The organism is Jannaschia sp. 2305UL9-9 (assembly GCF_041403465.1).
Classification (GTDB): Bacteria; Pseudomonadota; Alphaproteobacteria; order Rhodobacterales; family Rhodobacteraceae; genus Jannaschia.
The window spans coordinates 531,034-553,674 of the sequence record NZ_JBGEHM010000002.1 but is presented as its reverse complement, the minus strand read 5'-3'; the positions used below and the strand labels follow the sequence as shown (position 1 = coordinate 553,674).

Here is a 22,641-nt window from a genome sequence, read left to right as displayed (position 1 = left end):
ATGGCCCCCCTCAGTTGCGGCCGATGCTGGCGCGCAGCATGTCCAGCGATGATTTGTAGATGGTCACGGCGCGATTGTGGGCGCGCGTCGCCTCCACCCCCAGTAGCACCTGATCCTGCAAGGATACGGTGTTGCCATTCGGATCGGCAGGCGTCCCGCTCTCCTGGAACACGCGGGCGCTGCGCGATGTGCCGGCCAGATGACCCGGATGCGTGCGGTTCAGCGGCATCTCGGTCGAGGCGGGTTGAAAGGGGGCCATGTCGCGGGCGCGATATCCCGGCGTGTCGGCATTCGCGACATTCGTGGCGATCACGGTCTGGCGCGCGGCTGCGTGTTTCGCAGCGTCCGACGCCAGCCGGAGCAGGGAAGGTATCTCGGTCACAGGCGGATTCTCCGTCATTCCTGCAACGAAGCCTTAAGAGTGATTCCTTTAGAAATCGTTTCAACCAGCAAGGGGATGGCCATGACCACCGACACGCTCGATCCGTTCGCCCCGCTCCGCCAGGCGGTTCAGGGCATTACCCGCATGACCCCGATCGGACGCATCACGCGACTGGATGCGACGGGGTTCTTTGTCAATGGCCTGTCGGATCACGCGCGTCTGGGCGACGATGTCTACTACCGCGGGGATGATGACATTCCCCAGCGGGCAGAGGTTGTGCGGCTTGATCGCGATGGCCTGTGGGCAACCCCTTTCGGGCCGGCAACCGGTCTGCGCATCGGCCTGCCGGTGCGGGCCGGCGGGGCCCCGATGCTCGCCCCTGACACAAGCTGGATCGGCCGCGTGGTCGACCCCTTCGGCCGGCCCCTCGACGATCGCCCGATCGGCGGCGGCCTCGCAAGGCCGCTGCGACGTGCGCCGCCCCCTGCGGGTCGCCGCGGCGGCATGGGGCTGCGCCAGACCACGGGTCTTGCCGTTCTGGACACCATGCTGCCGGTGGCCGCCGGACAGAGAATCGGCCTGTTCGCCGGATCGGGCGTTGGCAAATCCACGCTGCTCGGGATGCTGGCACGACGGATGCAGGCTGATGTCTGCGTTCTCGCCCTCGTGGGGGAACGGGGGCGCGAGGTGTCGGATTTCGTCAACACGGTGCTTGGTCCCGAAGGAATGAAACGTACCGTCGTCATGGCCGCCACATCCGACATGCCTGCACCGGTCCGGCGACGCTGCGCGTTTTCCGCCATGACGGTGGCCGAACACTTCCGGGATCGGGGCCTTTCGGTGCTGTATCTGTGCGACAGCGTCACGCGCCTCGCCGAGGCTCATCGCGAAGTCGCAAGTGCGGCGGGCGAAGCGGCGGAATTGCGTGGTCACCCGCCGAGCCTGACACCCCTTCTGGCATCCCTCGCTGAACGCGCCGGTCCGGGAATCGACGGGCAGGGCATGATTTCGGCGGTCTTTTCCGTTCTGGTGGCAGGCTCGGACATGGAGGAGCCGGTGGCCGACATCGTGCGGGGGCAACTCGATGGTCACGTCGTCCTCTCGCGCGACATTGCGGAGGCTGGACGTTTCCCTGCCGTCGATGTCCTGCGATCCGTATCGAGGAGCCTTCCTGATGTGGCAACCGCAGAAGAGAATGCCTTGATCACGGAAACGCGGCGGCTGTTTGGCGTATACGACCGCGCGGAACTGATGGTGAGCTCGGGTCTCTATGAGCGTGGCGCCAACCCGGAAATCGATCGCGCCGTCGCGCTTGTCCCCCGGTTGAACGAGGTCTTTACCCAAACGAACCTTTCCACCGCGCAAGAGGCGTTTCAACAGATCGCCGCCGTTCTTGGGCGAACCTATCGGCCAATGGCATGACGGAAGGCCCGCGGACGACATGCGATCCGACGGATCGGCACAGGGCTGACCTTGTCGCAGGACAGCGTCATCTGCGCATCTGTCGCTCCCGAGCCGGAACTGACGTGCACCTGGATATACTCAGTACCCGCGCAACAGGATCAGGGCGGGGGACGTGACCGTTGACGATGCATCGTTCAAGCCGGCAATCGCCGTGTAGCGGTCGAGAACCCGGTCGATCGTGCCGGGCTTCACAAGGTCATCGACCTGATCCGAACCGAACATTGCCGCGCTCCTTTCCTTGAAAACCTCCAGCTGCCGATCCAGTTCGAGGGTCGCAAAGGATGTCGGAAGGTTCAGCGCACCCTCCATGACGGCACGCAGCGGGGCCGTGCCCATGATGGTGAACCACTTGGTCGTATTCGAGGAGGTGCCACCGGCAATTCCCTCCAACTCCCGCTGCGCGTTGAGGGCCAGGCGCATGGTGTTGTTCGTCTCTCCCATTGCCGTCTCGAAACTCTGGTCGGCATAGCGCGCGGCAATCTGATCGGGAAAATCGCTCATCACCGTGTTCGGGACGGGAAAATCCCCGAAACCGAAGGCTTTGGACATTGCCTTGTAGCGACTATCAGACAGCTTGTTCGACAGGGCGTCGGGATCCAGTGTTCCCTCTTCCAGCACCTTTCGGATGAGGTATTTGTTGTTGATATCCTCAGACAGGCCAAACGCCCCGAGCGCGACGGTCAGCAACCTGTAGTCGGAGACCAGTTGTTCCGGCGTCTCGATCGTTCCGATCTTTTCCGCGAAGTAGTCCAGATCCCGCTGCACGCTTGCGGACGATGCATGCGCAGCCTTCTGCACGTCGAGGGTCGACTGCAGAAACCGCCACCCGGCCAGCCCGCCGGTCGGCACGAACGGCTGAAAGGTCATGGCAGGTGTTGCGACAACAGCGCCGCCTCCCGCTGACGCAAGCGACCGAGGTCTCGCAATGCTTGATAGAATTGCCGCTCTTCCAGGTGCGCCGTGATTTCGTCGATCCGGTCCTTGTCAGCCGCATCCATGAAGGCCGCGCGCAGGGGCACGAGGGCCGAGAGCGTTTCGCCCAACACGGAATCGACCTCGCATTCCCCGACCAGCATCAGCTGGACGGAATGGCACAAGCGGCCGACCGGGGTGGTGACCTCTTCGGGGTTGATCGCGTCCCGCAGCCGCAGCAGCTGCGTGTTCGGTGTCAGCACCCGCAAGCGCGCCCCGCGCCCCACGTTTTCGATGACGGCCCCGTTCAGGACGATCCGATCGCCGGCAGGAAATTTCAGCATCAGGCCAGCCATGTCAGCGGGCCCCGTGGGACAAGCCGCCGACGACACGGCGATTGATCTCGAACAGGATGCGGGGATCGCCTTTTCCTTTGAGAAGTGCACGCGTCTGGCGGTCCACGAAGGCGGCAAGGCTCAACAGGCTTGCCCGCAGCGGCGCCGGCATGCCGTTTCCATCATCCGCCAACGCAGCCGCTGCTGCCAACCAGAGGCGGCGATTGTCATGCAGGACCGATGCACGGCTTGCGAAACTTGACTTGGGGTCAGAAAACGCGGCTTCCAGCCTTCGGGTAACGCCCGCAAAGACAAGGGCTTCGGCACGGGTCGGGTCCAGCAGTTGGGCGTCTAGGGCGCCATAGCCTGCGGCGGCTACGGTGTGTACGTTCAACATCGGGGGCATTCACTTTCTGCAAGGCAGGCCGCGCTTCGGCGGCGGGTCGGCAGGGCCGGTCATTCAGACGGGTTGGTCGCCCCGGAACATACCGGGACGACCGCCTTGCTTAGCGGAACAGCGACAGGATCGACTGCGGCGCCTGGTTCGCGATGGACAGCGACTGGGTTGCCAGCTGCTGCTGCACCTGAAGGGCCTGCAGACGGGCCGACGTTTCCTCCATGTTGGCATCCACGAGAGAGCCGATGCCGGAGTTGAGCGAGTCTGTCAGCTTGGAGATGAAGTCGGACTGCGTTTCGATCCGCCCCTCTGCCGAACCGAAGGCCGCGGCGGAATCGATGGCCGTCTGGATCAGGCCTTCGATGCTTTCCAACGCGCTTTCGGATCCTTCGGCCGAAGACACGTCGATGTCGGCAAGATCCGACAACCCGCCACCGATGGTGGTGTCTGCGGCGGCGTAGCTGTTGACGTTGATGCTGAACGCGTCGGCGGCAACGCCCGTTTCACCGGTGATCGTCACGGCTCCACCGGTCGAGGCGGCGGCGACGGTGGAATCGTCACCAAGGCCCGCCTCCTTCACGTATTTGTTGAAGGCATCCGTCAGACCCTTGGCAACATCGGCCGCGGTGTCACCATCGCGCGCCACGTAGGAGATCTCGTTCAGATCGCCGGCTGTCGTGTTGAAGCCCGCGCCCACGGTGCCGCCACCGGCGGTGATGGCAATCTGGTAGCCCTGGCCGGCCGCGACATCATCACCGATGGTGAATGTCCCGGTGCCAGCCGTCGCCGCACCCGCGATCGCGAAGACCGCCGCATCACCGTCACCCGTGACGTTGTTGTTGGCCGTTGCCACGACGCTGGCGCCGGTGGCAATATTGGACTTCTCGATCCCCAGATCTTCCTTCGCGACGGAGATCGAGCTCGAGGCGACGCCGCTGCCGGACCGGTCCAGCGAGGCAAGCACGTCGACCGACCCGGATCCGGCGTCGGTTTCCTTGTTGGACAACAGATTCAGGCCGTTGAACTGTGCCGCGCCGACGACGGCGCCGATCTGGTCGCGCAGAGCGGTGATGTCGGTCTGGATCTTCTCGCGGTCGACGTTGTCTTCCTGCGAGGCCACGATCTTGCCCTTGATCTGGGTCAGCAGGTCGGTGACCGTCTCGGACGCGTTCCGTGCCACGGCGACGGTGGATTCGCCCAGGGCAAGGCTTTCCTGGATCGACTTGAACCCCTGCACATCCGATTCCATCTGCTTGGAGATGGCCCAGACGGCCGAGTTGTCCTTGGCGTTGGCAACCGATTTGCCGGTCGAGATGGCGGACTGGGTCGCGCCCATATCCTTGTTGATCGATTGCAGGGTCTGCAGCGCAACCATTGCGCCGTTGTTGGTCAGAATGCTGGACATTTCAGTTCCTTAAGAATGCGCCCGCTTTGCGGGCAAGTGAGCGTCCGCCAAGGGCGGACATCGCGACATTCTGCCGTCGGGCGGGGCCCGTGATCGCCATTCTTGGCCAGACGATGGGTAATCCGCTCGGCTTAACGACTTCCTAATTTGCCCGGCCAAGTCCTTCGGATTCGACACGAAATCAACACGTCCCGCGCACCCTTGCACTTTGCGCGAACCCTGCGCTTGATGCCGGCAATGCAAGTCTTCTCCTCCAGATCCCGCCCCATCCACCTTGGCCGTTTTCCGGCGGAACGGTTGCGCCGTGGCGCAATGCCCGACCTGTCGGCCGTCCCGGCGCCCGCCGAACTCCGGTTCGACGGTGACGATACCGGCCCGATCGTCGCCGCGATGGCCGAATATCAGGCGACGATGGATGCGATCCGCGACGGCCCCGTGAACAAGGTGCAATCCGACTGCCCCTCCGACCCCGCGGAACGGGCCCGCCATCTCAAGGCGTTCGGATATTTCAACGACGCGGCCCTGATGGGCATCGGCCCTGTCCCCCCCGAGGCGCATCTTGCCGAGGTGCGTCGCAACCCGGATATCGACGCATTGGCCGAGGCGCTGCGCACCCGACAGACCAAGACACTCGCCGCCGGGATCGACGGGATCATGGCCGATCTGCGTGACCAGATGCAGACGCCGCCGACCGGCATCGGCGGGCATGACAACGCCATCTGCATCGTTGCCGACATGCCACGCGCGCCCCGTGCGGATGAGGTCGGCAGCGATTGGATCATGGACGCCTGCGCCCATCGCGCCTGTCTGCGCGCGTCGGAAACCGCGGTCATCCTGGCCAGCTATCTCCGGCTGATGGGGTTCGACGCGGTGGCGCATACCCCGACCTCGACGGACGTGAACCTGCATGTGCTTGGCATCGCGGCCGGTGTCCTGACCCACGGCGATGGCACGGTGAAGGCACCGTTTCTTGGCGCACGGTTCGGCATCGCCGCCGTCACCACGACCTTCGGGATGACGCAGGACGCGCCGCTGGCCGCGCGACAGCCTTTCGATCCGAAATGGTGGCTGGGGCTGGGTAGCCAGCGCTCCGCCCTTTCCGGCGATCCGTATACGCAGCGCGACTATCACATGGGGCCGCATCCGTTCGAAACGCTCAAACGCCGAGATACACCGACGACCTACATCGACGAGGCGCGCGTCCCCCGCGTGCCCAAGCGCGCCGACCTCTTCGCCCGCGCGCAGTTCGGCGACATGGGCAAGACCGTACAGAAGGCCGCGACGGGTGGCTATTATGTGCGCAAGGCCGCGACATCCTCGGCGCAGCGCCGGATGCTGGGGGCCTTTACCCTGTTGCAGGACGGAACGCCCGATGAGGGCCCCCGCCCCACCGATGCCGCGCGCAACGCTGCGAACGTCAAGGCGGCGGCCTACTGGCTGGGCGTGGATGCCGTGGGCATCAGCCGCTGCCCCGACTGGACATGGTATTCCCACGACGCGCGCGGCGACCCGATCGACCCGCCCCACGACCAGGCGATCTCCATGATCGTCGATCAGGGCTACGAGACGATGGAAGGCGCGTCCGGCGACGACTGGATCAGCGTGGCCCAGAGCATGCGCGCCTACCTGCGGTTTTCCCTGCTTGGCGGGGTCATCGCCCGGATGATCCGCTCGCTCGGCTACAAGGCCAAGGCGCATACCGTGATCGACGGCGAGGTGCTGCAACCGCCGCTCCTCCTGCTGTCCGGCCTCGGCGAGGTGTCCCGTATCGGCGAGGTCATCCTGAACCCCTTCCTCGGGCCGCGCCTCAAATCGGGCGTGGTGACCACCGACATGCCCGTGGCGCACGACAGGCCGATCGACTTCGGCCTGCAGACCTTCTGCGAAAGCTGCAACAAATGCGCCCGCGAATGCCCGTCCGGTGCGATCACCGCTGGGCCCAAGCGGATGTTCAACGGCTACGAGATCTGGAAATCGGACAGCCAGAAATGCGCCACCTACCGGGTAACGACCGAAGGCGGTGCGATGTGCGGGCGGTGCATGAAGACCTGTCCCTGGAACCTCGAAGGGTTGTTCGCCGAAAAACCGTTCCGCTGGGCCGCGATGAATGTTCCGGCCGCGGCCCCGGTGCTGGCCAGGCTTGACGATACGTTGGGGCGCGGCAACCTGAACCCCGTCAAGAAATGGTGGTGGGATCTGGAGCTGTCGGAGGACGGGGCCTACCGGCCCACACGCCACCCCGTGAATGCCCGCAACATCCAGCCCGACCTCGAATTGCGGCACGAGGATCAGACCCTCGCCGTCTATCCCGCGCCGCTGGCCGCGCATCCCCATCCCTATCCCGACCCGATGGACCGGGAGGCGGGGATCGCCGCCTACCGCGCGATGATCAGCGCCGACGACTACCGCCGCCGGATCGCCAAAGGGGATACGTCCCACGTCCACCGCTACACGGCGGACCGCGACAGCCCGGTCATCGCCGCCGTGGTCACGAAGGCCGAGGTGATGTCCCCGGACGTCACCAAGTACGAATTCGCCGCCGCCGATGGCAGCGACCTGCCGCCATGGACGGCAGGCGCCCACCTCGACATCGTCGTGGCGCCGGAATACCTGCGGCAATATTCCATGTCCGGCGACCCGGCCGACCGCAGCAGATATCAGATCGGCGTCCTGCGCGAAGATACGGGGCGCGGCGGTTCCAAACTCCTGCACCGCATTTTCACGCGGGGCAGGCGCGTGTTCATCGCCCCCCCGATCAATCACTTCCCCCTTACCGAGGATGCGACGATGACGCATCTGATGGGTGGCGGCATAGGCGTCACACCGATGATCGCCATGGCCCACCGCCTACACGCGCTGGGCCGCGACTTCGCCTTGCACTACTCCATCCCGTCACGGGCGCAGGCGGGCTATCTTTCGGATCTTGCCCGGGTGCCATGGGCCGATCGCGTCCACATCCACGTCAGTGACGAGGGCAAGCGCGCCGACCTTCGCGAAGTGTTGGGACATTGGTCCGAAGGCACCCATGTCTACACCTGCGGGCCCGATCGCTACATGTCTGCCGTGATCGCCGCTGCCACGCAGAACGGCTACCCCGAGGACGCCCGGCACCTCGAATATTTCGCCATCCCCGAGGAGCCGGAGTATCAGAACCATCCCTTTACCCTGCGCCTCACCGATGGCCGCGACATCGATGTCGCCGCCGATGAGGCGGCGTCCGACGCCCTGATCCGTGCAGGGATCACCGTGGATGTAAAATGTGGCGACGGTCTGTGCGGTGTCTGCGCCTGCGGCCTTGTTGCGGGTGAGGTGGAGCATCGCGACCACGTCCTTTCCGCGGCCCAGCGCGAAACTCGCATCATCCTGTGCCGTAGCCGGGCGACCTCAGCGGGCGGCGTCGTGTCGATCGACCTGCCCGAACAGGGTTAGACCGCGAAAGCCCCGCCTGTCCGAACCTCTTCCATGACGGCATAGGTGTGCGTTTCGCGCACACCCGGCAGGGTCAGCAATGTGTCCGACAGGAAGGCGCGATAGGCGGCCATGTCGCGATGGCGCGTCTTGAGCAGGTAATCGAACCCGCCGGCGACCATATGGCATTCCTCCACATCCGGGGCGTTTCGGATGGCGGCGGCGAAGGCCTCGAACACATCGGACGCGGTGCGGTCCAGCTTGACCTCGACGAAGGCCAGCAGGCCGCGCCCCAACGCCTCGGCGGACACCGTCGCGCGATAACCGGTCACGATACCGTCCCGTTGCAATCTGCGCATGCGTTCGGCGGTGGCATTCGGCGACAGGCCGATGCGCTCGGCCAGGGCCGTCACCGCGATCCGCCCATCCTCCTGCAGAATGGACAGGATTCGTCTGTCATGACGGTCCAACTGCGCTGGCATGGTGAAATCCCCCGGCCAAAACCCGATAAACGGGATTTTCCGCGCTTTGACAGCCCGCGCAAGCGATACTTTGGTGAGACCCACTGCACCGATCCGGGTAGATCCCGTTTACCCCCCCCCAGCGTCGGAGACATGCGATGCCCCCATTTTCCGCCCCATATGCCCCGGCCGACGAAGCCCTCATCGCGCCCTTGATGAAACACGCCAAGGTTTCGCCCTCGACACGCGAGACGGCGGCGCGGCTGATCGGCGCGATCCGCGCCGCCCACACCCGTATCGGCGGCTTGGAGGATTTCCTGCGCGACTACGACCTGTCGACCCGCGAGGGCCTCGCCCTGATGGCCATGGCCGAGGCGTTGCTGCGCGTCCCCGACCGCGAGACGCAGGACAAGCTGATCGCCGACAAGATCGGACAGGGCGACTGGGCCGGGCACGACCCCTCCGACGCGTGGCTCGTCTCGGCGGCGACCTGGGGCCTTGGCCTGTCCTCCCGCCTGCTGCGTCCCGGCGACACGGTGCAGGGCGTCATGGGTCAGATGACCCGCCGCATCGGCGCCCCCGCCGTGCGCACCGGCGTGCAGCAGGCGATGCGCTTCATGGGGCATCAGTTCGTGCTGGGTGAGAGCATCGAAGCCGCCCTGAAACGCGCCCGCGACAACGAAGCCAAGGGCGCGCTGCACTCCTACGACATGCTGGGCGAAGGCGCGCGCACCTGGGATGACGCGCGGCGCTATGCGGACAGCTATGCCAAGGCCATCGCCGCCATCGGGCGCAGCGCGGGCAATCGCCCCCTGCCGCACCGGCCCGGCATCTCCGTCAAGCTGTCGGCCCTGCACCCGCACTACACCCCGCGCAACCGCGAGGCGGTACTGGCCGACCTGACGCCTGTCCTGATCGACCTCGCCAGACAGGCCAAGGCGCACGACCTCAACTTCACCGTCGACGCGGAGGAGCAGGAGCGGCTGGAGCTGTCTATCGACGTGATCGAAGCGGCGCTGGCCGACGACGCCTTGCGCGACTGGAACGGCTTCGGCCTTGCGATCCAGGCCTATGGCAAACGCGCCCTGCCCCTGATCGACCGCATCGGGGCGCTGGCCCGCGACCACGGCCAGACCCTGATGGTGCGCCTCGTCAAGGGCGCCTATTGGGACACGGAGGTCAAACACGCGCAGGTCGAGGGTCAGCCGGATTTCCCCGTCTTCACGCGCAAGGTCGTGACCGACCTCAACTACCTCGCCTGTGCCGAAGCCATGCTGGCCCTGCGCCCGCATCTCTATCCGCAATTCGCCACCCACAACGCCCTGAGCATCGCAGCCATTCAGGAGATGGCAGCGAAAACCGGCATTGAGGGCGGCTATGAGTTCCAGCGCCTGCATGGCATGGGCGAGGCGCTCTATGCCGGGGTTGCCAAGCTGACCGACATCCCCTGCCGGATCTACGCCCCCGTGGGCGGGCACCGCGACCTGCTGGCCTACCTCGTGCGGCGCCTGCTGGAAAACGGCGCCTCCACCTCCTTCGTTGCCAAGGCGGGCGACGACGACGTGCCGGTGGCCGACCTGCTGGCGATCCCCGACGACCTGCGCGACCGGCCCCGCCACCCGCGCATCACCCGGCCCGGCGCCCTGTTCGGGACGCGGCGCAACTCGCAGGGGATGACCTTCGGCGCCCGCGCCGAGCTGGAGGAGCTGTCGCAGGCGATGACCGCCGCACCCGAGGCCCCCACCGCCGAGATGATCGATCCGGCCGAGGCCATGGCACGCGCCGCCCGCGCCTTTCCCGATTGGCGCGACGCCCCGGTCCAGACCCGCGCCCAGGCCCTGCGCCGCGCCGCCGACCTGTTGGAGGATCACCGCCCCGAGCTGATGGCGACGCTGGCGCGTGAGGCGGGCAAGACCATCGACGACGGCATCGCCGAGGTGCGCGAAGCGGTGGATTTCCTGCGCTTCTACGCCGACGAGGCCGAAACCCTCTGCGCCCCCCGCATCCTGCCGGGCCCGACCGGCGAGGCGAACCGCTGGCGCGCGCACGGGCGCGGGGTCTTCGTGACCATCGCGCCCTGGAACTTCCCGCTGGCCATCTTCCTCGGCCAGACCGCCGCCGCATTGGCCGTCGGAAATACGGTGGTCGCGAAACCCGCGCCGCAGACCCCGCGCATCGCCGCACAGGCCGTGGCCCTGTTGCACCGGGCGGGCGTGCCCGAGGATGCGCTGATCCTCTGCCCCGGCGGGGTGGAGGTGGGGGCCGCCCTGAGCGCCGATCCGCATCTGGCCGGCGTGGCCTTCACCGGATCGACCGCGACCGCCCGCGCCATCAACCGCGCACTAGCCGACCGCGACGGCCCGATCCTGCCGTTCATTGCCGAAACGGGCGGCATCAATGCGATGATCGTCGATGCCACCGCCCTGCCCGAACAGGTTGCCGATGACGTGGTCATGTCGGCCTTCCGCTCCGCTGGGCAACGCTGCTCCGCCTGTCGGATCCTCTATGTGCAGGACGACGTGGCCGACCGGATGATCGACATGATCGCGGGTGCTGCGGCCTGCCTGCGGCTGGGCGACCCGACGGACCCGGCCACGGATGTCGGCCCGATCATCGACGATGCCGCCCTGACGCGCCTGCGCGACCACGTCGCCAGGCATAAGCCCGTCTTCCAGGGCAAAGCCCCCGAAGGCCGCTTCCTGCCACCCACGATCATCGAACTGGGGCGCGACGATCACCTGACGGAGGAGGTGTTCGGCCCGGTCCTGCACATCAAACGCTACCGCGCCGCCGACCTCGACCGTGTGCTGGACGAGATCGCGGAGACCGGCTTCGGCCTGACGTTCGGGCTGCACAGCCGTATCGATGCGACGATCGCCCATGTCACGGCGCGGGCCTCTGCGGGCAACATCTATGTCAACCGCAACCAGATCGGCGCCATCGTGGGCAGCCAGCCATTCGGGGGACACGGCCTGTCCGGCACGGGCCCCAAGGCAGGCGGTCCGCTGTACCTGCAACGGTTCGTCACCGAGACCGTGGTCAGCACCGACACCACGGCCGCAGGCGGAAATGCCAGCCTGATCGCCATGGCGGAGGTCGGGCAAGGCTAGCCTTGCCCTGCGAAGTAATGGTCGGCGGGAACGGGGCGGGATCGTGCTAGGCGGGGCCGGAATCGGGTGCTAAGCCTGCGCCCATGATCGATGCCACGCTTCATCCCGACCGCCTGTTCCCCGCCGATCCGGCCACTCGGGCCATCGCCCGCAGCCTGTTCGCAAAGGTCGAGCATATGCCGATCGTCTCACCACACGGGCACACCGACCCGACGTGGTGGGGGGACAATCCGTCGTTTTCAAACGCGGCTGACCTGTTCGTCATACCGGACCACTACGTCGTGCGGATGCTCGTGTCGCAGGGTGTCCCCTTCGAGGATCTGGGCGTCGGCGCCGCCACCGATCCGCGCGCCGTATGGCGCAGGTTCGCGGCCCATTACCACCTGTTTGCGGCAACCCCATCCCGTCTGTGGCTGGACCATGCCTTCCAGACGGTTTTCGGCCTGACCCAACGCTTGTCCGAGACGACGGCGGATATGTTCTACGACGCGATCGGTGCGGCCCTCGCGACGGAGGCCTGCAAGCCGCGCGCCCTCTACGACCGCTTCGGCATCGAAGCCATCGCAACCACCGATAGCGCGCTGGACGATCTTGCACATCATCGTGCCGTGCGGGACAGCGATTGGTCCGGTCGCGTCGTGCCGACCTACCGCCCGGATGCCTGCGTTGATCCGGAGTTCGACGGCTTCACCGACAACCTTGCCCGGTTGGGCGAGATCACGGGCTGCGACACGACCACCTGGGCGGGATACCTCGATGCACATCGCGCCCGGCGTGCCTGTTTCATCGAACTGGGCGCGACGGCCACGGATCATGGGCACCCCACGGCGGCGACGCTGGATCTGCCGCAAGACGAGGCTGCTGCGTTGTTCGCACGGGTGTCCCGGAACGCAGGCGCTCCCGGCGACGCCGAGGCGTTCCGCGCCCAGATGCTGACCGAGATGGCGCGCATGTCGGTGGACGACGGGCTGGTGATGCAATTGCACGCGGGGTCCAGTCGCAACCACTCCGACATGGTGCACGCGCGCTATGGCCGCGACCGGGGCTTCGACATTCCCGCGCGGACCGATTTCACGGGCGGCCTGCGCCCGCTGCTGAATGCTGTCGGCATGGACTCGCGCCTGACCCTGATCCTGTTCACACTGGACGAAAGCACCTATGCGCGCGAACTGGCCCCCCTGGCCGGGGCCTATCCCTGCCTGCGGCTGGGCCCGCCCTGGTGGTTCCACGACAGCTACGAGGGGATGCTGCGGTTCCGCGAACGCGTGACCGAGACGGCAGGCTTCGCCAACACCGCGGGGTTCAACGACGATACGCGGGCGCTCTGCTCCATCCCCGCGCGTCATGACGTCGCGCGGCGGGTCGATTGCGCCTTTCTCGCGCAGCAGGTCGTGACCCACAGATTGTCGGAGGAAGAGGCCCATGCCCTGATCCCCGACCTGACCACTGGACTAGCAAAGAAGGCCTACAACCTATGATGATGCGACAGACATGGCGCTGGTTCGGCCCGTCCGATGCGATCCCGCTGTCCTATATCCGCCAGGCGGGTGTCGAGGGAATCGTGACCGCCCTTTATGACCTGCCACCCGGCCGGGTCTGGCCCCTCGACAGCATTCTGGCCCGCAAGGCGCAGATCGAAGCCGCCGGCATGACATGGGACGTGGTCGAAAGCCTTCCGGTGACCGAATCCATCCGCACGGGCGACGCGGGCGCGGCGCGCGACATCGACACCTGGATCGAAAGCCTGCGCGCCTGCCATGCGGCGGGTCTGCGGGTGATCTGCTACAATTTCATGCCCGTCCTCGACTGGACCCGCACCAACCTGATGTGGGAACGGCCAGACGGGGCGCGGGCGCTGCGCTTCGACCTCGTGGATTTCGCGGCCTTCGATTTGCGCGTGCTGGGCCGCGATGCGGAAGCGGACTACACCCCCGAAGTCGTCGCCGCCGCCCGCACGCGGGACATCGACGAAGCCGCCCTGACCGCCACCATCCTTGCTGGCCTGCCCGGCACGATGGAGGGGTGGACGATCGACACCTTCCGCGACCGCCTTGCCGCCTATGCCGATATCGACGCCGACACACTGCGCGCCAACCTTGCGACATTCCTGCGCGCCGTCGTTCCCGTGGCCGAGGAACTGGGGATGCGCCTTTGCGCCCACCCCGACGATCCGCCCTGGCCGCTGTTCGGCCTGCCCCGCATCCTGTCGACCGAGGAAGACTACGCCGCCCTGCTGACCGCCGCGCCGTCACCCGCCAACGGGGTCACCTTCTGCACCGGCAGCCTCGGCGCGCGGGGCGACGTGGACCTTCCGGGCATGGCCACACGCATGGGTCCACACATCCATTTCGCCCACCTGCGCAATGTCCGCAGAGAGGCCGAGACCGTGCCGACCTCCTTCTTCGAGGACGCGCATCTTGGCGGATCGACCGACATGATCGCCTGTATCCGCGCCCTTCTGGCCGAACAGGGGCGGCGCATGGCGGCAGGCCGCGACGATGCGCAGATTCCGATGCGCCCCGATCACGGACAGATGATCATGGACGACCACACCCGCGACACGGCGCCCGGCTATCCGGCAATCGGACGCCTACGGGGCCTGTCGGAGCTGCGCGGCGCAATGGCGGCCCTGCAATGATGCCGGTTGTACTGCACTTCGGCCTCGGGGCCTTTCACCGCGCGCATCAGGCTGTCTACACCGAGGATGCCGGCGGATGGCAGATCGAGGCCGTGTCGATGCGCGACCCTACGCTTGCCGATGCCGTGAACGGGCAGGCGGGCTATACGCTTGTGACACGCACGCCCGATGGCCCGGTCCTGCGTCAGATCAAGGGCATCACCCGTGGCCATGCCCTGTCGCGGGGTGCGGGGCCGATCGCCGATCGACTGGCCGACCCGGACGTCCATGTCGTCACGGTCACGATCACCGAAAAGGGATATGGCCTCGACCGTGCGACCGGTGGGCCGGATCAGGCCCATCCGACCATGTCCCATGACCTCGCGCATCCGGGGGACCCCCGCGGCCTGATCGGCACGCTTCTTCTCGGGCTGGATCGCCGCCGCGCCGCGGGCACCGGCCCGCTGACGATCATCTGTTGCGACAACCTGCCCGACAACGGCGCGGTGCTTTCCGGTCTTCTGCGACAGACGGCGCAGATCACGCATCCCGACCTGATCGGATGGATCGACGACAATTGCACATTTCCCGCGACGATGGTCGACCGCATCACCCCCGCCACGACGCCCGAGACCACCGAACTGGTCAAGGCGCAGACCGGTCGCGACGACCCGCTTGCCATCGAGACGGAACCTTTCACCCAATGGGTGATCGAGGATCGGTTTGCCGGACCCATCCCCGACTGGCACGCCGCGGGCGCACAGATCGTGGACGATGTCGCACCCTACGAGATGATGAAGCTGCGCATGCTGAACGGCGCCCACTCCACGCTGGCCTACATGGGCCTGCTGGCGGGGCATGCCTGCGTGCGGGATGTGATGGGCGATGCGACGCTGGCCCCCTGCATTCGCGCCGTGATGGATACGGCGGGGCGGACGCTGCCGGCCGATCTGGAGACGGGCGCCTACGCCGATGCCCTGATGGAGCGTTTTGCCAATCCGTCCATCGCGCACCGCTGTCAGCAGATCGCGATGGACGGCAGCCAGAAGATGCCACAACGCATCTTCGCCACCGCCCGCGATGCCTTGGCAAAGGACATCGACGTGGCCGCCTTGGCCGATGCGACGGCAGCATGGCTGACGTACCTCGCGACTGCGGACACCGTGGACGACCCGCTGGCAGAGGCCATCTGTTCCGCCGCGCGCGCGGACGATCCGGTGGCCCGGATCGCGGATGTCGCGGGTCTCGGGTGCCGGGACGTTCTCGAACATCCCATCTGGCAGGACGCCGTCCGACAGGCCCTTGCGCGGCGGGGCGCCCAACACTGACACGGCCCGTACGGGGCGTGCAGGCGTCGGCCCGGGAAACGGACCGATCGACGGCCGAGCAAGACGGATTGGCCGCACCGCAAAAAGGGCATGATGCCCCTCATCCCGCGTGACCCTGCCACCCGGCGATGTCCGACCGGGGCAGCTTCGGCAGGGTGGCGCGGGATATGACCGCCCGCCGGGGGCGCGGCCCGCCACTGGACCCTTCGGGCCCGATACGACAAGACTGAACGCAACGCGTGCCCCGTTCCGGAGAGACAGATGAACCGCTACCCCCGCGACATGCTCGGCCATGGTCCCACCCCGCCGGATGCCCATTGGCCGGGCGGTGCGCGGATCGCCCTGTCGCTCGTGCTGAACTACGAAGAAGGCGGCGAAAACAACATCCTGCACGGCGATGCGGCCTCCGAGGCGTTCCTGTCGGAGATAACCGGCGCACAGCCTTGGCCGGGACAGCGGCACTGGAACATGGAATCGATCTACGAATACGGCGCACGGGCCGGTTTCTGGCGCCTGCACCGCATCCTGCACGATACCCCCGTGACCGTCTACGGCGTCGCCACGGCCCTGTTGCGATCCCCCCTGCAGGTCGAGGCCATGCAGGGCGCTGGCTGGGAAATCGCGTCCCACGGTCTGAAATGGGTCGAACACAAGGACATGCCCGAGGACGAGGAACGCGCTGCCATCCGCGAGGCGCTGTCCCTGCACGAGGCCGCCACCGGCAGCCCCCCGCGCGGCTGGTATACCGGCCGCTGTTCCAACAACACGGTTCGCCTCGCGGCCGAGGAAGGCGACCTCGCCTATATCTCGGACAGCTATGCAGACGACCTGCCCTACCGCGTGCGCATCGGGGATCGGTCGCAGCTGATCCTGCCCTATACGCTGGATGCCAACGATATGCGTTTCGCCATTCAGGCGGGTCATGCCGACGGCGCCTCGTGGGAGCAGTATCTGCGCGACAGTTTCGACTGCCTCTACGCCGAGGGCGGACGGATGATGTCCATCGGCCTGCATTGCCGCCTGGCCGGGCGGCCGGGGCGCGCGATGGCCTTGAAGCGGTTCCTCGACCACGTGCGCAGTCATGAGGGCGTCTGGATCGCCACGCGCGAACAGATCGCTGCCCATTGGAACCGCGTGCATCCTGAAAACGCGGGCCATGTCCGGACCGGTCAGGACATCACGCGCGACGCGGTCCCCCCCCTCTCCGATCGCCCCGTGACCGCGGGCAGCGGGGACATGGTTCACGAGTTGACGCAAGAGGCGTTCGTCGCACGCTTCGGCGGCATCTACGAACACTCTCCCTGGGTGGCAGAACGCGCCTGGCAGCAGGAGCTGGGGCCCGCACACCATCACCCTGCGGGCCTGTCCGCCGCGATGGCCCGCGCCTTCGCCGCCGGATCGCAGCAGGAACGCCACGCCGTCCTGACCGCGCACCCGGACCTTGCCGGAAAGTTGGCCGCAGCGGGCGAATTGACGGGCGACAGCACCGCCGAACAGGCAAGCGCCGGCCTCGACATGTTGACGGCGAAGGAACGGGAGACGTTCCAATCCCTGAACACGGCCTACGTCGCCAAGCACGGGTTCCCCTTCATCATCGCGGTGCGCGACTACGACAAGGCGGGCATCCTCGCCGCCTTCCACGCGCGCATCGACAACGACAGCGAGGCCGAGTTCGCGACCGCCTGCGCGCAGGTGAACCGCATCGCGCGCCTGCGCCTCGAAGCCCTCGACTGGTAATCCTCAGACCGGAGACGCACATGCCAAAAGTCCAGTTTGCCATCGAGATAGGAATGGGCACCGACCTGACCGGGGAGGACCATACCAAGGCCGCCTGCCGCGCGGTGCACGACGCCTTGCACCGCAATTCACTGACCATCGGCCCGGCCTTCGGTTTTCCGCGCGAGGCGATGCTGGTCGATATCCGCGTCGGCGTGCCCGACCCGGATGCAGTCGACCGGGACCGTGTGGCGGCCGAGGCGCCCTACGGGATCGTCGCGGTCGAGGCGGTCAAGGGCGGCGCGTCCCTGCAATCGCGTGACAAGACGGTGGTGGTGGCGAACGCCATCGTCTCGGTCAGCTTCGACGTGGAGGACGCCCGATGAGCGAGCAGCAGTTGATCGTCGAGATCGGGATGGGCGCCGACGTGCATGGCCGTGACATGACCAAGGCGGCCCTGCGCGCGGTGTCGGACGCGATCCGCCATTCGTCCCTGTCGGTATTCTATGCCTGGAAGGTGCCGCACAAGATGCGGATCGAGGTGACCATCGCCTGTCCCGACCCCGATGCCGTCGACCGCGGCGCGGTGGCCGCCGCCCTGCCCTACGGCACGGTGGAGGTGATCTGCCAGCACGGCGGCCTGACCGATGAGGGGATGGGCGGCAGCAGCGACACGACGCTGGTGATCGCGGGCGTCCGCGCCTTTCTCGATACGGGCGACCACCCGTTCACCCTCGTCGAATAGGCACGCGCGCGCCCTTCTTTGTTCCTTCAAATATCCAATCCGACGCCCGGCTTCAGGCGTCGGCATTGGCGCGCAGCGGGCCGCCGGCGCTTTCCAGCTCCACCTCGCCCGCGCGATGACAGGCGACACGGCCATTTCCGAAAGGCTGCAGTTTCGGACGTTCAGCCGAGCATCGTTCGATGGCCAGGGGGCATCGGGGATGAAAGGCACACCCCTTGGGCGGGTCGATGGGGTCGGGGATCTCGCCCTCGGGCGGCGCGACCTCGCGTCCGAAGGCATCCAGCTTCGGGGCCGCGTCGATCAGCATCGCGGTATAGGGATGGGCGGGGCGCGTGAACAGGTCGTCTGGCGCCGCCTCCTCGACCAGACGACCCAGATACAGCACGCCGATGGTGTCGGCCATGTGCCGCACCACGGTCAGGTCGTGGCTGATGAACAGGTAGGTCAGGCCATGCTCGTCCTTCAGGTCGCTCATCAGGTTCAGGACCTGCGCCTGCACGGACACGTCCAGCGCGGACGTCGGCTCGTCGCAGACGATCAGCTTGGGCTCGGAGGCCAGTGCGCGCGCCACGCAGAGCCGCTGCCTCTGACCACCCGAAAACTGGTGCGGGTATTTGCCCGCGTCCTCGGCGGCGAGACCCACCTGCACCAACAGCTTCTCGGCCATGCCATCCACGTTCCCCCCGCGCGCCGCGACGGGTTCAGTGATGATGTCGCGCACCCGCCAGCGCGGGTTGAGCGAGGCGAACGGGTCCTGGAAGATCATCTGGATGTCGGTACGGATGCGGTCGATGGTGGCCGGATCGGTTTCCGTTACCAGATCGACGCCATCGATCTCGACGTTGCCCTCGGACGGGCGCAACAGGCCGACGACCATCTTGCCGATGGTCGATTTGCCGGACCCGGATTCCCCCACGAGGGCATAGGTCGTCCGTTCGGGAATATCGAAGCTGACGTCCGACACGGCCGTCAGCATCCGCTTGGGCAGTCGTTCGATCACACGGTTGAGCCAGGGTTTGGAGACGTCGAACACCCGCGTCAGGGCCTTCACGGAAACAAGCGCGCTCATGCCGCGTCCTCCTGCGTGATCGGAAACCAGCAGGCGGCACGCGGGTCGGCCTCACCAACTTTCGGGCCGGGGTTCTGGCGGCATTTTTCCTGCGCATAGGGACAGCGCGGGTGGAAGGCACAGCCATCCGGCAGCTTGCCCAGACGCGGCATCGCACCGGGGATCTGCCGCAACCGGTGCTGACCGGCGCTGGCCGCCGGGGTCGAAGCCATGAGGCCGTCGGTATAGGGATGCCGCGGCTGACCGACGATCTGGCTGACGGGCCCGATCTCGGCCAGGCGGCCGGCATACATCACGGCCACGCGGTCGGCGGTTTCCGCGATCACGCCCATATCATGGGTCACCAGCATCGCGGCCATCCCGCGCTCACGGCACAGCCGTTTCAGAAGGGCGATGATCTGCGCCTGAACCGACACGTCCAGCGCAGTCGTCGGCTCATCCGCGATCAGCAGCGTCGGTTCGGCACAAAGGCTGAGCGCGATGACGACACGCTGACGCATCCCGCCGGAAAATTCGTGCGGATAGGCGCCCATGCGGTTCTTGGCCGACGGGATGCCGACCTCGTCCAGACCGCGGATCGCGCGGGCCTGTGCCTCGGATTGCGACACGTCGAGGTGACGCAGTATCGTCTCCTCCAACTGCTCGCCCACGGTCAGCAACGGGTTCAGGGACGTCAGCGGATCCTGGAACACCATGCCGATCCGCTTGCCGCGGATCTTGCGCATCTGCGGCAGCGACAGGTTGTCGATGCGCTCTCCCTCCAGCAGCACTTCACCGCCCGAGATATGGGCAGGCGGGTCCAGAAGGCCGATCACGGCGTTGCCGGTCATGGATTTGCCGGCACCGGATTCGCCGACGACGCCGAGAATCTCGCCACGCGCGATGTCCCAACTGACGTTGTCGACGGGGCGCAAGGTGCCGTAGCGGGTCGGAATGTCGACCGTCAGGTCGCGGAGCGAAAGGACTGGAGTGGTCATGTCTGGCCCTCGATCAGCGCGGCAAGCAGCGCCGCGTCGGTGGGATATGTTTCGGTCTCGGGCAGGAAGGACGCCATCGGGGGCCGGCCTGCCCAACTCATGTGGACGAGGGCGATGGGATGCGCCGCGTCGTCCGACCGGACGATGATGCGATCGCCGTCCCGCGCCTCGACGGACAGGCTGTCCTGACGGGGCCACAGAACGTGGCCGATAGGCAGCTCGGCCAGCAGATGCCGAAGGAGGGCGGCTCGCTCCTGATCATCGGGCCGCCAGAACGGCGTCGCTTTGAGAAGGGCATTCACCGCAGCCTCGGGTTCAGGGCATCGCGCAGCCAATCACCCAAAAGGTTCACGGACAAAGCCAGCGCAAGAAGGGTGCAGGCCGGGAAAAACAGGATCCACCATTCGCCCGAGAACAGGAAATCCTGCCCGATGCGGATCAGGGTGCCCAGGCTGGGCTGTGTCGGCGGGGCGCCCACCCCGAGAAAGCTGAGCGTCGCTTCCGCGATGATCGCCAGCGCCAGCGAAATCGTCGCGATGACCAGCACGGGCGACAGCACGTTGGGCAGGATGTGGCGCAGCATGATCGCGCCCGGTTTGCGCCCGATCAGGCGCGCGGCCTGAACGTATTCCTTGTTCTTCTCGACCATCGTGGCACCGCGCACCACGCGCGCGAACTGCACCCAGTCGGAGAGGCCGATGGCCACGATCAGCACCCAGATCGCCATCTGGTCGCGGTATTCGATGGGGATGACCCCGCGCGCCACCCCGAAGATCAGCAGCGCGACAAGGATCGACGGAAACGTCAGCTGAACATCCGCGACGCGCATGATGATCGTCTCGGTCCAGCCGCCGACATAACCGGCAAGCAGGCCCAGCGTGATGCCAAGCACCATCGCGAAGGCCACGGCCATGACGCCGACGAACAGGCTGATGCGCAAACCGTAGAGGATGGTCGAATAGACATCGCGCCCCTGGTCATCGGTGCCCAGAAAGAACGTCTCGCCGGTAAAGGCATTCGGAACGCCCGGCTCCGAGAAGCCGTTCATCAGGTTCAAGGATGAGGGATCGAACGGATTGGTCGTCGCGACCCATGGGGCCAGCACGGCGGCCAGCACCATCACGACGGTAACGAAGAAGGCGACCATCGCGACCGGCGACTTGCGGAAGGAATAGGCGAGGTCGCTGTCCCATGCCGTGCGCAGGCGCGAGGGCGCCGCCTCGGGTGCCTTGGCCAGACGGGCCTCGGGTTGCTCGGGGCTGTGGGTCATGCGTGCCTCCCGTCGATGCGCAGGCGGGGGTCGACCCAGACATACAGGATGTCGACCAGTAGATTGATCATCACGAACATCACGGAGATCAGCATCAGGTAGGCGGCCATCACCGGGATATCGACGAATTGCACCGCGTTGATGAACAGCAGGCCGACACCCGGCCATTGGAACACCGTTTCGGTGATGATCGCGAAGGCGATGATCGCACCCAGTTGCAGGCCGGTGACCGTGATCACCGGGATCATCGTGTTCTTCAGGGCGTGGCGGAAGTTGACGGCCTTCGCCGACAAACCCCGCGCGCGGGCAAAGCGGATGTAGTCCTGACGCAAGACCTCCAGCATCTCGGAGCGGACGAGGCGCATGATCAGCGTCATCTGGAACAGGCCGAGCGTGATCGACGGCAGGATCAGCGACTTGAGCCCGCTTGTCGTCAGGAAGCCCGTGGTCCACCAGCCAAGATCCACCACGTCACCGCGCCCGAAGGTCGGCAACCATCGAAGCTGCACCCCGAATACATATATCAGCAGGATGCCGATCAGGAACGTCGGCAGACTGACCCCGATCAGCGATGCGGACATGATCGCATTCGCCGCCCAGCCATCACGCCTGATCGCCGTGAAGACGCCCAGCCCGATGCCTACGGTCAACGCAAGGAACCCGGACACGAAGGCCAGTTCCAGCGTGGCAGGCGCCCGCTCGGCAATGATTTCGGCCACGGGACGCGACTGACGATAGCTGATCCCGAAATCCCCCTGCACCGCGCGGCCAAGGAACTTGGCGTACTGCACCGGGAACGGATCGTTCAGGCCAAGGGCATCGCGCAGACGCTCCACGTCGGCGACGGTCCGTTCCTGGCCCAGAAGCTGTTCGATCGGATCCCCGACGAACCGGAACATCGAAAACGCGACGAGACCAACGGCCAAAAGCACGATGACGGACTGAAAAACGCGGCGAATGATATAGGCAAGCATCTGCAATCTGTCCCGTCTGTCGACCCGGACGTCAAGACGTGACCGATGGTCAAACCCCTTCAAACGCCCGC

At 66.4% G+C, this 22,641-nt stretch carries 20 protein-coding genes; 9 read left to right on the top strand and 11 right to left on the bottom strand.

Annotated elements, in window-relative coordinates; genetic code table 11:
- Window positions 1-10 precede the first annotated feature (10 nt).
- Entirely contained in the window at window positions 11-382 is a 372-nt protein-coding gene (locus tag V6N07_RS10500; RefSeq protein WP_371156216.1) for a FlgB family protein, read from the bottom strand.
- Between the two features lie 81 nt (window positions 383-463).
- On the opposite strand from V6N07_RS10500, the gene V6N07_RS10495 reads away from it, so the two are divergent.
- Window positions 464-1,804, top strand: a complete 1,341-nt coding sequence (locus tag V6N07_RS10495) for a FliI/YscN family ATPase (protein WP_371156214.1) — start codon at window positions 464-466, stop codon at window positions 1,802-1,804.
- 120 nt (window positions 1,805-1,924) lie between these two features.
- On the opposite strand, the gene V6N07_RS10490 is transcribed toward V6N07_RS10495, so the two are convergent.
- The 4 genes from V6N07_RS10490 to V6N07_RS10475 form a co-directional block, all read right to left on the bottom strand.
- Window positions 1,925-2,713, bottom strand: a complete 789-nt coding sequence (locus tag V6N07_RS10490) for a DUF1217 domain-containing protein (protein WP_371156212.1) — start codon at window positions 2,711-2,713, stop codon at window positions 1,925-1,927.
- Window positions 2,710-3,102 (bottom strand): flagellar biosynthesis repressor FlbT, encoded by a 393-nt coding sequence (locus V6N07_RS10485; RefSeq protein WP_371156210.1) that lies wholly within the window; start codon window positions 3,100-3,102, stop codon window positions 2,710-2,712. The genes V6N07_RS10490 and V6N07_RS10485 overlap by 4 nt, the downstream gene beginning before the upstream one ends.
- A gap of 13 nt (window positions 3,103-3,115) precedes the next feature.
- Window positions 3,116-3,490 carry a flagellar biosynthesis regulator FlaF gene (locus V6N07_RS10480; protein WP_371156208.1) on the bottom strand — a complete coding sequence of 125 codons (375 nt, stop codon included), beginning with the start codon at window positions 3,488-3,490 and terminating at the stop codon, window positions 3,116-3,118.
- Between the two features lie 109 nt (window positions 3,491-3,599).
- Complete coding sequence (locus tag V6N07_RS10475; RefSeq protein WP_371156206.1) at window positions 3,600-4,895, bottom strand: flagellin; 1,296 nt, start codon at window positions 4,893-4,895, stop codon at window positions 3,600-3,602.
- Between the two features lie 228 nt (window positions 4,896-5,123).
- On the opposite strand from V6N07_RS10475, the gene V6N07_RS10470 reads away from it, so the two are divergent.
- Window positions 5,124-8,324, top strand: a complete 3,201-nt coding sequence (locus V6N07_RS10470) for a 4Fe-4S double cluster binding domain-containing protein (RefSeq protein WP_371156204.1) — start codon at window positions 5,124-5,126, stop codon at window positions 8,322-8,324.
- Here the strand turns inward: V6N07_RS10470 and V6N07_RS10465 are convergent.
- Window positions 8,321-8,785, bottom strand: coding sequence for an Lrp/AsnC ligand binding domain-containing protein (locus V6N07_RS10465; protein ID WP_371156203.1), 465 nt, complete (start codon window positions 8,783-8,785; stop codon window positions 8,321-8,323). The genes V6N07_RS10470 and V6N07_RS10465 overlap by 4 nt on opposite strands.
- Before the next feature lie 137 nt (window positions 8,786-8,922).
- On the opposite strand from V6N07_RS10465, the gene V6N07_RS10460 reads away from it, so the two are divergent.
- The 7 genes from V6N07_RS10460 (at window position 8,923) to V6N07_RS10430 (ending at window position 18,280) form a co-directional block, all read left to right on the top strand.
- A complete protein-coding gene (locus tag V6N07_RS10460; protein ID WP_371156201.1) occupies window positions 8,923-11,874 on the top strand; it encodes an L-glutamate gamma-semialdehyde dehydrogenase in 2,952 nt (983 codons plus the stop codon).
- 83 nt (window positions 11,875-11,957) lie between these two features.
- On the top strand, window positions 11,958-13,352 hold the full coding sequence (gene uxaC / locus V6N07_RS10455) for a glucuronate isomerase (protein ID WP_371156200.1): 1,395 nt from the start codon (window positions 11,958-11,960) through the stop codon (window positions 13,350-13,352).
- A 2-nt stretch (window positions 13,353-13,354) separates the two neighbouring features.
- A complete protein-coding gene (uxuA, locus tag V6N07_RS10450) occupies window positions 13,355-14,512 on the top strand; it encodes a mannonate dehydratase (RefSeq protein WP_371156805.1) in 1,158 nt (385 codons plus the stop codon).
- Window positions 14,509-15,819 carry a mannitol dehydrogenase family protein gene (locus tag V6N07_RS10445; RefSeq protein ID WP_371156198.1) on the top strand — a complete coding sequence of 437 codons (1,311 nt, stop codon included), beginning with the start codon at window positions 14,509-14,511 and terminating at the stop codon, window positions 15,817-15,819. The genes uxuA and V6N07_RS10445 overlap by 4 nt, the downstream gene beginning before the upstream one ends.
- A 261-nt stretch (window positions 15,820-16,080) precedes the next feature.
- Complete coding sequence (gene puuE / locus V6N07_RS10440; protein ID WP_371156197.1) at window positions 16,081-17,556, top strand: allantoinase PuuE; 1,476 nt, start codon at window positions 16,081-16,083, stop codon at window positions 17,554-17,556.
- Between the two features lie 20 nt (window positions 17,557-17,576).
- Window positions 17,577-17,921: a Lin0512 family protein gene (locus tag V6N07_RS10435; protein WP_371156196.1), complete on the top strand. Its 345-nt coding sequence runs from the start codon at window positions 17,577-17,579 to the stop codon at window positions 17,919-17,921.
- Window positions 17,918-18,280: a Lin0512 family protein gene (locus V6N07_RS10430; RefSeq protein WP_371156195.1), complete on the top strand. Its 363-nt coding sequence runs from the start codon at window positions 17,918-17,920 to the stop codon at window positions 18,278-18,280. The genes V6N07_RS10435 and V6N07_RS10430 overlap by 4 nt, the downstream gene beginning before the upstream one ends.
- Window positions 18,281-18,332: 52 nt before the next feature.
- Here V6N07_RS10430 and V6N07_RS10425 read toward each other — a convergent pair whose 3' ends face one another.
- Genes V6N07_RS10425 through V6N07_RS10405 form a run of 5 tightly spaced genes read right to left on the bottom strand, consistent with a single transcriptional unit; the run spans window position 18,333 to window position 22,570 of the window.
- Window positions 18,333-19,349 carry an ABC transporter ATP-binding protein gene (locus V6N07_RS10425; protein WP_371156194.1) on the bottom strand — a complete coding sequence of 339 codons (1,017 nt, stop codon included), beginning with the start codon at window positions 19,347-19,349 and terminating at the stop codon, window positions 18,333-18,335.
- Window positions 19,346-20,326 carry an ABC transporter ATP-binding protein gene (locus V6N07_RS10420; RefSeq protein ID WP_371156193.1) on the bottom strand — a complete coding sequence of 327 codons (981 nt, stop codon included), beginning with the start codon at window positions 20,324-20,326 and terminating at the stop codon, window positions 19,346-19,348. Before V6N07_RS10420 ends, V6N07_RS10425 begins: the two co-directional genes overlap by 4 nt.
- The gene (locus V6N07_RS10415) at window positions 20,323-20,628 is read right to left on the bottom strand and encodes a hypothetical protein (RefSeq protein WP_371156192.1); all 306 of its coding nucleotides are present in this window, start codon (window positions 20,626-20,628) and stop codon (window positions 20,323-20,325) included. The genes V6N07_RS10420 and V6N07_RS10415 overlap by 4 nt, the downstream gene beginning before the upstream one ends.
- Window positions 20,625-21,596 (bottom strand): ABC transporter permease, encoded by a 972-nt coding sequence (locus V6N07_RS10410; protein ID WP_371156191.1) that lies wholly within the window; start codon window positions 21,594-21,596, stop codon window positions 20,625-20,627. The genes V6N07_RS10415 and V6N07_RS10410 overlap by 4 nt, the downstream gene beginning before the upstream one ends.
- Window positions 21,593-22,570, bottom strand: coding sequence for an ABC transporter permease (locus V6N07_RS10405; protein ID WP_371156189.1), 978 nt, complete (start codon window positions 22,568-22,570; stop codon window positions 21,593-21,595). Before V6N07_RS10405 ends, V6N07_RS10410 begins: the two co-directional genes overlap by 4 nt.
- Window positions 22,571-22,641 lie beyond the last annotated feature (71 nt).